Source organism: Planococcus sp. ANT_H30 (assembly GCF_008369335.1).
Taxonomy (GTDB): domain Bacteria; phylum Bacillota; class Bacilli; order Bacillales_A; family Planococcaceae; genus Planococcus; species Planococcus kocurii.
Genome location: NZ_VOBJ01000008.1, coordinates 43,429 through 56,822, shown reverse-complemented (window position 1 = coordinate 56,822; position 13,394 = coordinate 43,429). Strand labels below are relative to the sequence as shown.

Below are 13,394 nucleotides of genomic sequence, written 5' to 3'. Positions count from 1 at the left end.
GAACTTTTGATAAAACTTGATAACTCATCTGTATGGTGTATTTTAATCGATTCTTATACTTCATTTAAAATCCAATAAGATCGAGTAATTGAAAGTCATTTAAGGTAATCCGATCTCCGCATCCCCTGCAGGTGAAACTCAATTCGAAATCGACGGTTTCAGCAAACGTATTTTCCGTTATCTCTTCCTCCAAGATTTCTTTTCGTTCCTCATTGGAAGTGGCTTTGCCCAATTTGTCGATGAAATCTTCTTGAAAGTTCTCAATAACCTCGTTCTTCCAGCTCACGCCTACGAGAAATTTCTGATTTACTGTTCGGATACCCACGTCTGCATCTTTGCTGCGAGGGAGAAGTTCCGCAATTGTACTGCAGTTCTCACATATGATTTGAATTTTCATTTCATCCCTCCTCAAGTTAACTAGTATCTTGAATGCAATTTCCGTCAAATTCTAATTCTCTTACACGCAAAATTTTATGCTTTTAAAAGTTTCGCATTGATGGCGACAATGATGGTGCTTAAACTCATAAATACGGCGCCAATCGCAGGACTGACCACAATTCCCCAGGGAGCCAAGACACCTGCAGCCAGCGGAATCGCGAAAATATTGTATCCGGTGGCCCACCATAAATTCTGCACCATTTTCCGATAGGTCTTTTTCGATAAATCCATCAATGCAACCACATCGTTCGGATTGCTTCGGACTAGTATTACATCCGCCGTTTCCATGGCGACATCAGTCCCAGCCCCGATGGCGATTCCGAGATCGGCTGTTGCGAGTGCCGGTGCATCATTTACACCATCTCCGGTCATCGCCACTTTCCAGCCTTTTTCTTTGATTTTCTTGATTTGATTGGCTTTGTCATCCGGCAATACTTCTGCATAGACTTCGTCGATGCCCACTTGTCTTGCTACCCAGTCTGCCACTTTCTTGTTGTCGCCTGTCAGCATGATGGAATGAATGCCTTGTTCCTTCAATGCCGTAACGGCTTCTTTGGCCGTTTCACGAACCATATCGGCAAGGGCAACCATTCCAGCAAGTTTATCTTCCACCAAAACAAATACGACCGTTTTCCCTTCTTCCGATAGTTCAGTGAACTGTTGCTGATTGTAGCTTAGCTTGTTGCTGTTCATATAACCGGGGCTGACAACGTTAACTTTCCGACCATCTACTTGCCCTTGAATGCCTTTTCCGGTAATCGATTCAAAATCGATGACTCTCCCAAATGTAATCCCTTTTTCTTTTGCGGAATTCACAATGCCCGCCGCAATTGGGTGTTCCGAATTCTGTTCAATAGTGGCAGCAAACCGTAAAACGTCTTCTTTTGTATACTCGCCGTTTGGCACAATGTTAGTGACGCCGAATTCCCCTTTTGTTAAGGTTCCTGTTTTATCAAAGACGACAGCATTCAAATTCCGGGCATCTTCGAAGCCGGTCCGATTCCGGATCAATAAACCTTTTTTTGCCGATATGGAAGTTGAAACTGCCATGACAAGTGGCGCCGCTAACCCCAATGCATGTGGGCATGTAATGACCATGACCGTCACCATGCGTTCAACCGCTATATCCAATGAGTAGCCAAGCAGCAGCCAAGCAGCAAATGTTGCAAGACCAGCGACTATTGCCAGATAAAACAGCCATTTGGCTGCACGATTGGTCAAGTCCTGTGTTCTGGATTTGGATTCCTGCGCTTCTTTGACCATCTTGATCACTTGCGATAAGTAGGACTCTTGCCCGGTTTTCTCCACTTCCACAGTCAGGGAACCTTCCTTGTTCACCGAACCGCCGATGACATCATCGCCTTCTGTTTTGTCGATGGGCATGGATTCTCCGGTTAGCATGGATTCATCCACTGTGGATTTCCCTTCCACAATTAAGCCATCTACCGGAATCTTTTCACCCGGTTTAACCAGCAACCGATCTTTATTTTTGATTTCGGATAGCGGCACATCCTGGACTTGGTTATTGTCGTCCAATTTATGTGCTTCGTTTGGCATCAACTGAATCAGCTGTTCAAGTGCATTGGAAGCCCCCATGATCGAACGCATTTCAATCCAATGTCCGAGCAACATGATGACGACCAGCGTGGCCAGTTCCCAGAACAGCTGATTGCCGTCCCAGCCGAAGACCACCATGGTGCTATAACCATAAGCAATCGTAATGGCCAGAGCGATTAAGGTCATCATTCCAGGATTTCTGTCTTTCAACTCCCTGATGCCACCGGTTAGAAACGGCCATCCCCCATAAAAGAAAACAATAGTCGATAGGCCAAATAACAGGTACATATCATTGTCAAAGCGCCAATCAACTCCCATGAAATGCTGGATCATCGGGGATAATGCCAGAATCGGAAGCGTCAGAATCAATGAAATAAAGAACCGTTTTTTGAAATCTTCCACCATATCGCCATGTCCGTGATGTCCGTGATGGTCATGGCCCCCAGATTTCCCATCCGCATTCTCTTCCTGGATCGTGGGTTCGTCGTGATGATGTTCTGAATGATGATGATCCTGTTCAGTTGAATCTAAATGTTCATGAGAACTGTGTTGATTTTGATTTTCCTTCATTAATATCTCTCCTCATATCGTATGATCAATATCCTTCTAAACCAACCTTATCTTCTCTATATTGATAGCCAAATTACCGGCTTGGCATGGATATTTCGAGGTAGTTACAGCTAACGACTCTAAACCAGCTGTGGCAATTCTTTGATTTTCAGTTTATACAATCTTTTTCGAGAAACTGTGGAGAAACTACAGAAAAATAGCCCAAACTCCAGTTAATTTAATTAGAACCAGGGTTTGGGTTATCTTATTTCAGTAAATTTGTTCGTTGTAGGCGCAAGGCATTCAAAACAACTGATACTGAACTGAACGCCATTGCAGCTCCTGCTACCCAAGGAGCAAGAAGGCCAATTGCTGCAATAGGAATACCGATGGTGTTATAAATAAACGCGAAAAATAGATTCTGTTTAATGTTGCGCATCGTTTTTCGGCTCATGATAATTGCATCCGCTGCGCTATTCAGATCGCCGCGCATGAGCGTAATATCAGCCGCTTCAATCGCAATATCCGTGCCTGTTCCGACAGCCATCCCAATATCCGCAGTAGCCAGTGCCGGTGCGTCATTAATCCCATCACCAACCATTGCCACTTTTTTGCCCTGCGCCTGCAGTTTCTTAATCTCATCACTCTTCTCTTCCGGAAGGACTTCCGAAATGACGTTTGTAATGCCCACCTGTTTTGCCACGGCTTGTGCAGTGCGGCTATTATCGCCTGTCAGCATAATCACGTCGATTCCTAGCTTCTGCAATCGGCTGACCGCTTCTTTCGATGTCTCTTTGACCGTATCTGCCACTGCCACAACACCGACTGCTCGTTTATTCACTGCGACAAGCATCGCGGTTTTCCCTTCACTTTCCAGCTGTTCCATAAGTGTTTCTACTTCCGTAAACGCAACTTCATGCTGAGTCAACAGTTTCCGTGTACCTGCAAGCAGTTCTTTGCCATCCACGACTGCATGAATGCCGTATCCTGGCAATGCTTCAAATTCAGTGGGATTCGAAAGCTCATAGCCTGCTTCTTTTGCACCGTTGACTATGGCTTGTGCCAGCGGATGTTCCGAAGCACTTTCTGCTGAACCAATCAACTGAAGCAGTTCAGCTTCGGGGAAACCGCCTGTAACCACAACATCCGTTAGTGCTGGCTCTCCTTTTGTTACGGTTCCGGTTTTATCCAACACGATGGTGTCAATGGATTGTGTATTTTCCAGGTGTTCTCCACCTTTAAACAGCAAACCCATTTCTGCAGCCCGACCGGAGCCAGCCATAATCGACGTCGGTGTTGCCAGACCGAGAGCACATGGACAAGCAATGACAAGGATAGAGATGGTTGGGATAAGTGCTGCGCGGAAATCGCCAGGTGACACGACAAAATACCAGATCAGGAACGTAACAGCCGCAATTCCGACAACGATCGGCACAAAGATACCAGAAATTTTATCTGCTAAACGCTGGATATCAGCTTTAGAACCCTGTGCATCTTCAACCACTTTTACAATTTGAGCGAGTGCAGTATCTTTGCCAACTTTCACAGCCTGCAATTTCAGCGAGCCATTTTTGTTGATGGTTGCTCCGATGACTGTATCCCCACTTATTTTATCGACCGGCATGCTTTCCCCGGTTAGCATCGATTCGTCCACTGCCGATTGTCCTTCCAGCACTTTTGCATCAACCGGTATTTTTTCGCCTGGCTTCACAAGTAAAATGTCACCTGCTGTCACTTGCTCAATCGGCACCTCAACTTCTATGCCATCTTGCAATAGGCGTGCTGTTTTTGCCTGCAGTCCCAGCAGCTTCTGGATGGCTTGGCTTGTTTTTCCTTTTGCCCGTGCCTCAAATAGCTTGCCGAGTACAATCAAAGTAATGATTACAGCAGAAGCTTCATAGTATAGTTCTGCCATTCCTGTACTTCCTGCCAAGGTCCACTCAATCGTCAAGAAGAAACTATAGAAAAATGCGGCACTTGTTCCAAGGGCAACAAGCACATCCATATTCGCACTTCTGTTTCTCAGTGCATTAAATGCCCCCTTATAGAACTGTGCCCCGACAATGAATTGCACCGGGGCTGCAAATGCTAACTGAACCCAAGGGTTCATAAGAAACATTGGCAAATATAAAAAAGACAAAAATTCGAAATGGCTAATCATTGTCCAAGCCAACGGAAGCGTTAGTACCAGTGACAGTAAAAATTTTCTCGTCTGAGAACGAATTTCCTGTTCTTTATGATCCAGCTTATTTTTGCTGTCCTGCTTTGGGATAAGTTCATACCCAAGCTTTTTGACTGTTTCCATCATGTCCGAAGGCGTGACTTGATTTGCGTCATAGCTCACCGAAATTTTCTCCAAAGCAAAATTGACGTTCGCACTTGAAATACCGTCCATTTTATTGACCTTTTTTTCAATCCGGTTCGCACATGCTGCGCAAGTCATCCCTGAAACATCAAAATCTACTTTCTCTTCGACCACATTATAGCCAAGCTTTCCGACTTTCTCTTTGAACTCCTGGATATTCGTTTTATCCGGATCGTAGACAATTGTGGAGCGTTCCAATGCAAAATTGACATTTGCTTTTTCAACGCCGTCGATTTTTGAAAGGCCTTTTTCAATCCGGTTCGCACATGCAGCACAAGTCATGCCGCTGATCTGCAATGTTTTTTCTTTGGTCTTCATCTTTATCCCTCCCATACTATGCCGGGGTATATCTTATTGAAAAAGAAAGGTCACACGCGGGGTATGACCTTATCTTCTAATTACTAGATAGCTAAAAAAGTTAGGCAACGGAATAGCCTTGCTCCTCAATTGCCTCTTGAATTTCATTCAATGACGTTTTGGTTTCATCATATGCAACTGCCACTTCGCCCTTGTCAAGGTCCACTTTTACACTCGAGACACCTTGGATTTCACCGACGCTTGTTTCAACTGCATTCACGCAGTGGCCACAAGACATCCCTTGTACTTTCAATGTTTCAGTCATATTTTTCACCTCCACGAGTAATATTAGTCAAACCTTACCATACCCCTCAAGGGTATATCAACTAGTATTTCTACTATTTTATTTTGTCATGGTTTTCATAACATCCATCAGCTCGCTAATTGCTTCTTCGCCTTTGTTTTCTTTGATGGCTTTTGTTACACAGTGATGCGTATGATCTTCCAGTAAAGCGAGTGATACTCTATTCATGGCGGATTGGATGGCGCTTACTTGGTGTAGAATGTCTACACAGTAACGATCGTTTTCCACCATTTGATGAACACCGCGAACTTGTCCTTCAATCCGTTTCAACCGATTCAGTAGTTGTTCTTTATTGGGTTGTACTGTTGTCTTTAGCGTTTTTTCCATTGGTTCAATCCTCCTTGAATATACCCTATACCCGTATTATACGTTGTTTAAGAGTTTTCGTCAAAGTAACGGATTCTTCCAATATATCACTCTAAAGCAGCAGTTCTTTCGTTACTTTAATTTACAGTAGAGATCTTTCTTTTACTATTTTCAATTGATAAGTAGAAAAATTTAAGAATTTAGATGGTTAACCGTTTTAATCAACAACGCGTCTACATCGGTGGAACTTGAAGTTGTGCAGTTTCTATGGAGTTTCTAAATTATCGTTTAATTATAAAACCAACGGGAACTCTAATTAGGAAGCACAAATACAAAAATGGAGGTTTTAGGAATGGCACATGAACAACATCAAGAACTTATTCAGGCATTGCACGATTGCGCAGCGGAATGTAATCACTGTTTTGACGCTTGTCTGCAGGAAGAAGATGTCAAGATGATGGCACAGTGTATTCGATTAGACCGGGAATGCGCCGATATTTGCGCATTTCTAGAACATGCAATCACTAGAAACTCGCCGTTTGTCTCACAATTGGCACAAGTATGCGCAGAAATATGTGAAGCTTGCGGCAACGAATGCGACAAGCACGCAGATCATCACGAACATTGTAAGCGTTGCGCCGAAGCGTGCCACAGATGCGCCGAAGCGTGCAGAAATATTGCGTAACATTTTAACAAAGCCCACGTACAAAAGATTCTTTTGTACGTGGGCTTTTTTTTGTTACAACTAGTTATGGCATATTGATCCACTTATATCCAATACCCCAGACTGTAAGAAAATGCTCATCAATCGGAAAACCGGTTTGCCGAATTTTTTCTCTTACGTTCCGAACATGCGAATCGATGGTTCTCCCTTCTGTTTTTGAATCAAACCCCCAGATCAAATCAATCAATTGTTCCCTCGGAAAAACCTTGTTCGGATTTCCCATTAAGAGCCCTATCATGGCGAATTCTTTCGGGGTTAACTTGATTGGCTCCTTCTTGAATGAAAGTTCGAACCGATCTCCTTCCCAAAGCAATTCGTTTACTTCAATGAACTTCACCGGGGTTCTTCTCCGCAACAGAGCTTCCATGCGCGCGAGTAGCTCTTCCTCATCAAAAGGTTTGGTAATGTAATCGTCCGCCCCCAGTTTTAACCCTTTGATAATATCCTCTTGTTGCTCTCGCGCAGTCAACATAATAATTGGGACATCTGAAAATTTCCTGATTTCTCGGCAAAGCGACCATCCATCCATTTCGGGCATCATGACATCTAATAAAACGATGTCAACTTTTTCTTTTTTCAAATAGGAGAGAGCTTCGGATGCTCCGAGCGCTTTTTTGCAATGAAAATTATGCGGCCTCAGGTACAGCGCAACTAAATCCAGCATCCGTTGTTCATCGTCCACTAATAACACTTTATAAATGAGAATTCCCCCTCTCTAATTCAATTAGGACCGTCGTCCCTTGCCCACGTTCACTTTTGATGGAAATATATCCCCCGTGTGACTCAACGATCTCTTTGGCAATCGCTAATCCCAAACCACTTCCCCCGCTTTGTCTAGACCTTGATTTTTCCACCCGGTACAACCGTTCAAACACGAAAGGCAGATCTTCTGACGGTATACCTTCTCCTTCATCACTCACACTGATGCTAATCGTTTGTTCATTTTGCTCCCCTCGAAGGGTTACCTGCGTTTCTTTACCGGAATGCTTTCTAGCATTATCCAATATATTCAGAAGAACTTGCTGGAAACGTTCTGGATCGATAGCTGCAACAATTTCCCGATCGCAGCTGACCAACAACGAAATATTTTTTTCATCAAAGGCTGGCCGAACCAGACTGCTGACACTGTTAAAGAGCATGGCCAGTGAGAAGTTCTCTTTTTTAATCAAGAACTGGTTGTGATCCATCTTAGCTAATTCAAACAATTGCTGGATTAACCCGGTTAAGTGTGTCGTCTCTTCCCGGATAATACCGATATATTCCTTTTGTTCTTGCGGGGAAGTGGTTGATCGGCTCACAATATCAGCATACCCTTTGATATAGGTAAGCGGTGTCCGCAGTTCATGCGAAATACTGGCTAAAAACTCATTCCGCGCCGTTTTTAAACGGTCCAGATCGTCTGATAAGGTAGTAATAGCATTTGCCAACTCACCCAATTCGTCCTTCCGTTCCATATTGAGTTTGACGTGGTTGTTTCCTATACTCAGTTGCTCAGTCGCTTCCTTCATGCGAATCAACGGCAGTGTAATCAATCGGGACAATACCAGAATGGTGATGATTGTCAGACAGATGGCAACCAGTCCTATTACTAAGAACTGTTCTGTTAAATGATCCACAATCTGTTTAATATGGCTTGTTTCCGCAAACATAAAGACATGTCCTTGGTGTTCTCCGTTGATGGTAATCGGACTGTCCGTGGCAATGTACTTTTTCTCCTTCCATTGCTCTTCCACGATTCTTCCATCTGTCGGAATTTCATCAAAGTCCGTATGGTTGAGCACTTCGGCCATTTCAGATTCAATCAAGTCAGAATTCACTAGCCGGTTTCCTTCTACATCCGTAATAATTACAGTGAAATCAGATGCTGATTCCATCATGCCGACATGGTTCAATGTGGTTTGTTCGAAACTGTCTTCCAAAACTTCACTATGGGTATTTCCTCTGGCTAATAAATTCTCCATCACTTCATCCACCCGGTCATTTACAAAGGTGAAATACAAAGTCAGGAACAAAATCGATTCAATGATGACGATAAAGACAAAAAACAGCAAACCGATTTTCAATGACAGTTTATTAAACATCACAACCTCCTTCTGACCAAATCGGTTAATTGATTTGCAAACCACTGAAAAAACTAGTCAAATAAAAATGTTTCACCAGGATGTTCCATTCGCCCATATCACCCTATTATTAGACATTTCCTTCTTCAAGCAGTGGAAGCCAGGTCTTTGTAGCATCTTCTGATAAAAAGGCTTGTCCTTGCAAAGTATAAAGTGCAAGTTCTTCGTTGTTATTTGGATTTTGGAAGATAAAAACTATTCCGTCTCCTGTGAGCTCCGGTAAGTTTAGCATCTCTTCTTCTTGAGTTTCCACCGTATATTTCATCAATGACGGGCCAGTACCATAGCTTGCAAAAAACAGCGAATCTTCATCGAAGAAAACAGCTGTCCCCCGCTCGCTTTCCTGAGTCACGAGTTCAAAGTTTTCTCCTCCATCTTCCGATACATAGATCCCAGTAGAAGTAGCTGCGGCAACTAAGCTGGAATCGGTTGGATGAAGAGCCAACGCAGAAACTTCACCCTCCAATCCTGCAGCATTCACTGCCTCCCAAGTTTTTCCTTCGTCCGTGCTTTTATGGAAACCCGTTTCCAATTGGGAATTTTTCGCTGGATTCAACAGAAAAATGTCATGGCTATTATATCCGACGGCCATGGCATGATAATCGGTTTCTCCTTCAAACGCGATACGCTCCAAGGATCTTCCTCCATCCAAACTGCGCTGAATTCCAAGTGGATTGGGCAAATCAGAATCAGCACTTGGATGTCCCGAAGTATAAAACCCTTCGTCTACTGCATTAAATCCCATGTAATCATGGAAATTATCCGATGTTTCAAACCAATCACCTTCCCGATAAATCTTTAGGCCGCTGTGAGAGGCAAAATACAGCCCATTATCATTTCCAGCGTAGCCTATTCCATGAACATGGCTCAATTCACCCTCAAACGGAACTTCAAACGCTTCATCGCCACTATTGGTGCATCCCGTTATAAAGAATCCAGCCATTACCGTAATCAACGCAAATTTCTTTTTAATCATTTTTTATTTCCTCCACTTTCTTGCTCAATTTATTTTATCCTATTCCAATCGATTATCTTTAAGTTTACCTAAAAAGTTTCGACTTTCTGTGCAGATTCTTCTAACCTTTTTAGCTATTTAACTCTTTATACAACTAAATGTCATCATTCCTGCACTGGATTTGCATACTTATTGGGTAAAGTAAAAAGAGATTATAAAAGAAAGAGGGATAAACGATGATAAAAAAGAAGTTTATGATGGGAACGATGTCGCTCTTAGCTGCATTTACGCTAGCTGCTTGCAATAGTAACGACGAAGGAATGAATCCGGCTGAAAACGACGAACAAATGGAAATGGATTCTAGTGAAGACATGAATATGGATTCTGATGAAGATATGGATATGGGAGGGATGAACCACTCCAGCTCAGGTGAAGTTCCTGAGGATCTAGCAGAGGCAGAAAATCCAACTTATGAAGTCGGAAGTCAGGCCATCATTGAAACGGATCATATGGAAGGAATGAAAGGGGCCGAAGCCACGATTGTCGGCGCTTATGATACAACGGCTTATGCTTTGACCTATACGCCGACTACCGGCGGGGAACCAGTTGAAAACCACAAATGGGTGATTCACGAGGAACTTGAAAATCCGGGAGACCTAACCTTGAAACCGGGCGATGAAGCAACAATAGCCGCTGATCACATGGAGGGCATGGACGGCGCAACGGCTACCATTGATTCAATCGAGGACACAACCGTCTATATGGTCGATTTCACACCTACGACTGGCGGGGAACCGGTTACCAATCACAAATGGGTAACCGAAAGTGAATTGTCAGGTAAATAAAAGCGATAAAGCCTGAGATCTTGTCTACAAGATCTCGGGTTTTTTATTGAAATGAGGAAGTAGGTTTTTATTTCCACTGAAACTCGATGAGTTTCAGTTTTGTTACAAGAAAATTAAGTTTTTCTTGTTAAGCTTATCGGTTCGAATTCTGCACATTTTCTCAACATCCATCATATAGAATGAATCGAATTTAAATTGTTTGAGAGAGGTTACCCAATCAATGAAAACAAGTCAACTTTTGCATGAACTCGATCTGGTCACCCGATTAGATTCCAGAACTTTAGAATTAGACATCCAAGGTATTGCCGACAACTCCAAGGTAGTGGAAGAAGGGTTTGCATTTATCGCCATTGAAGGTTTTGAAAGTGATGGCCATCTGTATATTGAACAGGCAGTTGAAAAAGGGGCTGTAATTGTCATCGGGGAACAGGCTATCACCGGTTTATCCGTCCCTTATCTCCAAGTTGCAAATAGCCGCAAAACCCTTGGCAGGATGGCGAGGAACTTCTATGGCCACCCATCTAACCAGAAAGTGATGATTGGCATTACAGGAACCAACGGGAAAACGACCACAAGCTATATGCTGCAGCACTTTTTAGAAAGCAACGGGATATCTTGTTCCGTTATCGGAACCATCCAAAACATAATCAATGGAAAAAAAATAAAAACTGCCAACACCACGCCAAATTCACTAGCTCTGCATCAACTGTTATCTATCAGTGAGGATGATGTCATTATTATGGAAGTTTCTTCTCACGGATTAGCCCAATACCGTTTGGAAGGGATTGAATTTGATTACGGCCTGTTTACTAATCTTCATCATGAACACTTGGATTATCACGGTTCCATGGAGGAGTACTTCCAGACGAAGTTATTGATGTTCAATCAGTTGAAAGAACGTGGAACCGCAGTGGTGAATGGGGACAATGCGTGGGGGCGAAAGCTCTTGGAGATCCTGCGAAGGGATGGGAAATCGGTGTATGTGATAGGCAAATCCGCTGATTACAGTTTAAGCGTTGTCCAATTCAATTCACTGACCAATTCTATTATTGTGAAAGAACAGAACGAAACGTATCAAATAAACTCCGCGATAGATGGAATACACAATATGTACAATACTATAATGGCATATGGAACTTCAAGACTGTTGGGTATTCCTAAAGAAAAGCTCTTGAATTCCATTCCGCTTTTTCAGGGGGTGGAAGGCCGATTTGAAATCACCAGACTAGCCAATGGCTCGATTGTTGTTGTGGACTATGCCCATACCCCGGATGCCATTTCTTACTGCTTGAAGACTGCGAAACTGCAGGGCGCCCAAAGAATCATCCATATTTTCGGCTTTCGAGGTGATCGAGACCCCAGCAAGCGAAGCGCCATGGTGTCTTTAGCCGCTGAATTGAGTGACCAGTACATTTTGACGTTGGATGACCTGAATACGGTTTCTCAAAGCACTATGGTGAAAGCCTTAAATCAATTAAATGAGGGCTACGGCAATCTTAAAGGAAACATCATTCCAGACCGTACACTCGCCATTCAGAAAGCGATCGATGAAAGCAGAGAAGGTGATTGGATTGTGATCACCGGCAAAGGACATGAGAAATATCAGCAATCCTACCAATTGCCGACAACCACTGACCGAGAAACGGTTGATTTGGTAATCGAATTCGAATAAACCCACCTAAAAAGAGGAGGCGACTTCCATGAAGATGCCCCAAAAGAAAGCCTATATACCGGCACTCAAATATCATTGGCTGACTCGCTTCTATGATCCGTTAATTGAATGGGGCATGCAAGAAAAAAAGATGAAAATGAAGCTGGTCAACCAAGCTTCCCTTCAACCTGGTGAACAAGTAATGGATTTGGCTTGCGGCACTGGGACGCTTGCCCTTTTACTTCAGCAATCCCAACCGGGTATACAAGTGATTGGTGTCGATGCCGATCCGGAAATCCTAGCCATCGCGAATAGTAAAATGAAAGAAAACCGGGCTAATTCAATCCTTTTTGAGGAAGGTTTTTCGGATCAGCTCCCCTTTTCGACTAACCTGTTTCATCATGTCTTTACCAGTTTGTTCATCCACCATCTGACACTGGAGAAGAAGAAGGAAACGTTTGAAGAAGTTCGTCGGGTACTCAAATCGGGCGGCCAGTTCCATCTTCTTGATTTTGAGAAACCGCAAAATGGGATGATGCGCGCTGCCTTTCTTCCTGTCCAAATCTTGGATGGATTTAAAACCACTTCACCACATGTCAAAGGCATCATTCCGGATTTGTTGAAAGAAACCGAATTTGCGGCAATTGAAGAAACAGGGCAATTTTCAACCATTCTTGGAACGTTGAGGACATACAGAGCTTTTAAACCGTGAATTGTTGCGATATTTGCGAACTTTCTTTTAATTGAATAACATGTAAAGTAGTGTAATTGTAGTTTCTAATTACCTGAATAAACAGTTTATAAAAGTTGAAAAATTAGATACTAAAGTTAGTCTTACTAATAGTTTTTCCTTTACCGTTTTGCGTATGAGATTACTGTTAAACTCTAAAAACTTTATTGAAGAAGTTGAAAAACCAATATTATGTTCTGTAAATTTTCTTCTTTTCTCAGCTTTCAGTGTTGAATACCGTTAACTCATTAGCATTCAGAACCGGTTACTTACATGAACTTCATAAAGATATATGCTTCAACAAGAGATTAAAGTTTCTCAGAATAAAAATGAAACGACAGGAAAGATTCCAAGTCGCCTCATTTCTAAACAGTTTTTGATTATTTTAAAAAACGATTTTTATGGTGAACAATGATCTTAACTTCACCATGAATAAAAAAATGCCTACTAATATTATTCCCTTTTACATGGAGTCCTTTTTCTTCATCGAATG

Annotated in this window: 12 protein-coding genes; 4 read left to right on the top strand and 8 right to left on the bottom strand. The window is 42.7% G+C overall.

All coding sequences use genetic code 11. From position 1 onward, the window contains the following. Positions 1-64: 64 nt before the first annotated feature. From FQ085_RS14640 to FQ085_RS14620, 5 genes are all read right to left on the bottom strand, one after another. The gene (locus tag FQ085_RS14640; RefSeq protein ID WP_149456951.1) at positions 65-397 is read right to left on the bottom strand and encodes a hypothetical protein; all 333 of its coding nucleotides are present in this window, start codon (positions 395-397) and stop codon (positions 65-67) included. Between the two features lie 74 nt (positions 398-471). Next, on the bottom strand, positions 472-2,565 hold the full coding sequence (locus tag FQ085_RS14635; protein ID WP_149456950.1) for a heavy metal translocating P-type ATPase: 2,094 nt from the start codon (positions 2,563-2,565) through the stop codon (positions 472-474). A gap of 244 nt (positions 2,566-2,809) precedes the next feature. Continuing rightward, positions 2,810-5,227 (bottom strand): heavy metal translocating P-type ATPase, encoded by a 2,418-nt coding sequence (locus FQ085_RS14630; RefSeq protein WP_149456949.1) that lies wholly within the window; start codon positions 5,225-5,227, stop codon positions 2,810-2,812. A 100-nt stretch (positions 5,228-5,327) separates the two neighbouring features. Further along, positions 5,328-5,531 carry a copper chaperone CopZ gene (gene copZ / locus FQ085_RS14625; RefSeq protein WP_149456948.1) on the bottom strand — a complete coding sequence of 68 codons (204 nt, stop codon included), beginning with the start codon at positions 5,529-5,531 and terminating at the stop codon, positions 5,328-5,330. 78 nt (positions 5,532-5,609) lie between these two features. Beyond that, the gene (locus tag FQ085_RS14620) at positions 5,610-5,897 is read right to left on the bottom strand and encodes a metal-sensitive transcriptional regulator (RefSeq protein ID WP_142830125.1); all 288 of its coding nucleotides are present in this window, start codon (positions 5,895-5,897) and stop codon (positions 5,610-5,612) included. A 331-nt stretch (positions 5,898-6,228) separates the two neighbouring features. Between FQ085_RS14620 and FQ085_RS14615 the strand changes: the two genes are divergently transcribed. After that, positions 6,229-6,561 carry a four-helix bundle copper-binding protein gene (locus FQ085_RS14615; protein ID WP_149457027.1) on the top strand — a complete coding sequence of 111 codons (333 nt, stop codon included), beginning with the start codon at positions 6,229-6,231 and terminating at the stop codon, positions 6,559-6,561. Between the two features lie 64 nt (positions 6,562-6,625). Here FQ085_RS14615 and FQ085_RS14610 read toward each other — a convergent pair whose 3' ends face one another. From FQ085_RS14610 to FQ085_RS14600, 3 genes are all read right to left on the bottom strand, one after another. Next, the gene (locus FQ085_RS14610; RefSeq protein ID WP_149456947.1) at positions 6,626-7,300 is read right to left on the bottom strand and encodes a response regulator transcription factor; all 675 of its coding nucleotides are present in this window, start codon (positions 7,298-7,300) and stop codon (positions 6,626-6,628) included. Beyond that, positions 7,293-8,681 carry a sensor histidine kinase gene (locus FQ085_RS14605; protein WP_149456946.1) on the bottom strand — a complete coding sequence of 463 codons (1,389 nt, stop codon included), beginning with the start codon at positions 8,679-8,681 and terminating at the stop codon, positions 7,293-7,295. Before FQ085_RS14605 ends, FQ085_RS14610 begins: the two co-directional genes overlap by 8 nt. A gap of 109 nt (positions 8,682-8,790) precedes the next feature. After that, on the bottom strand, positions 8,791-9,696 hold the full coding sequence (locus tag FQ085_RS14600) for a F510_1955 family glycosylhydrolase (RefSeq protein WP_149456945.1): 906 nt from the start codon (positions 9,694-9,696) through the stop codon (positions 8,791-8,793). Between the two features lie 215 nt (positions 9,697-9,911). Here FQ085_RS14600 and FQ085_RS14595 point away from each other — a divergent pair, with 215 nt between their 5' ends. The 3 genes from FQ085_RS14595 (at position 9,912) to FQ085_RS14585 (ending at position 12,883) form a co-directional block, all read left to right on the top strand. Then, on the top strand, positions 9,912-10,520 hold the full coding sequence (locus FQ085_RS14595) for a YdhK family protein (RefSeq protein ID WP_149456944.1): 609 nt from the start codon (positions 9,912-9,914) through the stop codon (positions 10,518-10,520). Between the two features lie 220 nt (positions 10,521-10,740). After that, complete coding sequence (locus tag FQ085_RS14590) at positions 10,741-12,192, top strand: UDP-N-acetylmuramoyl-L-alanyl-D-glutamate--2,6-diaminopimelate ligase (protein ID WP_149456943.1); 1,452 nt, start codon at positions 10,741-10,743, stop codon at positions 12,190-12,192. Positions 12,193-12,220: 28 nt separating this feature from the next. Beyond that, positions 12,221-12,883 (top strand): class I SAM-dependent methyltransferase, encoded by a 663-nt coding sequence (locus FQ085_RS14585; protein WP_149456942.1) that lies wholly within the window; start codon positions 12,221-12,223, stop codon positions 12,881-12,883. Positions 12,884-13,394 lie beyond the last annotated feature (511 nt).

What these genes read in the sequence shown, in the direction of transcription:
- FQ085_RS14585 (WP_149456942.1), top strand. Translation starts at nt 12,221, where the DNA reads ATGAAGATGCCCCAAAAGAAAGCCTATATACCGGCACTCAAATATCAT.
- FQ085_RS14630 (WP_149456949.1), bottom strand. Translation starts at nt 5,227, where the DNA reads ATGAAGACCAAAGAAAAAACATTGCAGATCAGCGGCATGACTTGTGCT.
- FQ085_RS14620 (WP_142830125.1), bottom strand. Translation starts at nt 5,897, where the DNA reads ATGGAAAAAACGCTAAAGACAACAGTACAACCCAATAAAGAACAACTA.
- FQ085_RS14615 (WP_149457027.1), top strand. Translation starts at nt 6,229, where the DNA reads ATGGCACATGAACAACATCAAGAACTTATTCAGGCATTGCACGATTGC.
- FQ085_RS14600 (WP_149456945.1), bottom strand. Translation starts at nt 9,696, where the DNA reads ATGATTAAAAAGAAATTTGCGTTGATTACGGTAATGGCTGGATTCTTT.
- FQ085_RS14595 (WP_149456944.1), top strand. Translation starts at nt 9,912, where the DNA reads ATGATAAAAAAGAAGTTTATGATGGGAACGATGTCGCTCTTAGCTGCA.
- FQ085_RS14640 (WP_149456951.1), bottom strand. Translation starts at nt 397, where the DNA reads ATGAAAATTCAAATCATATGTGAGAACTGCAGTACAATTGCGGAACTT.
- copZ (WP_149456948.1), bottom strand. Translation starts at nt 5,531, where the DNA reads ATGACTGAAACATTGAAAGTACAAGGGATGTCTTGTGGCCACTGCGTG.
- FQ085_RS14635 (WP_149456950.1), bottom strand. Translation starts at nt 2,565, where the DNA reads ATGAAGGAAAATCAAAATCAACACAGTTCTCATGAACATTTAGATTCA.
- FQ085_RS14605 (WP_149456946.1), bottom strand. Translation starts at nt 8,681, where the DNA reads ATGTTTAATAAACTGTCATTGAAAATCGGTTTGCTGTTTTTTGTCTTT.
- FQ085_RS14590 (WP_149456943.1), top strand. Translation starts at nt 10,741, where the DNA reads ATGAAAACAAGTCAACTTTTGCATGAACTCGATCTGGTCACCCGATTA.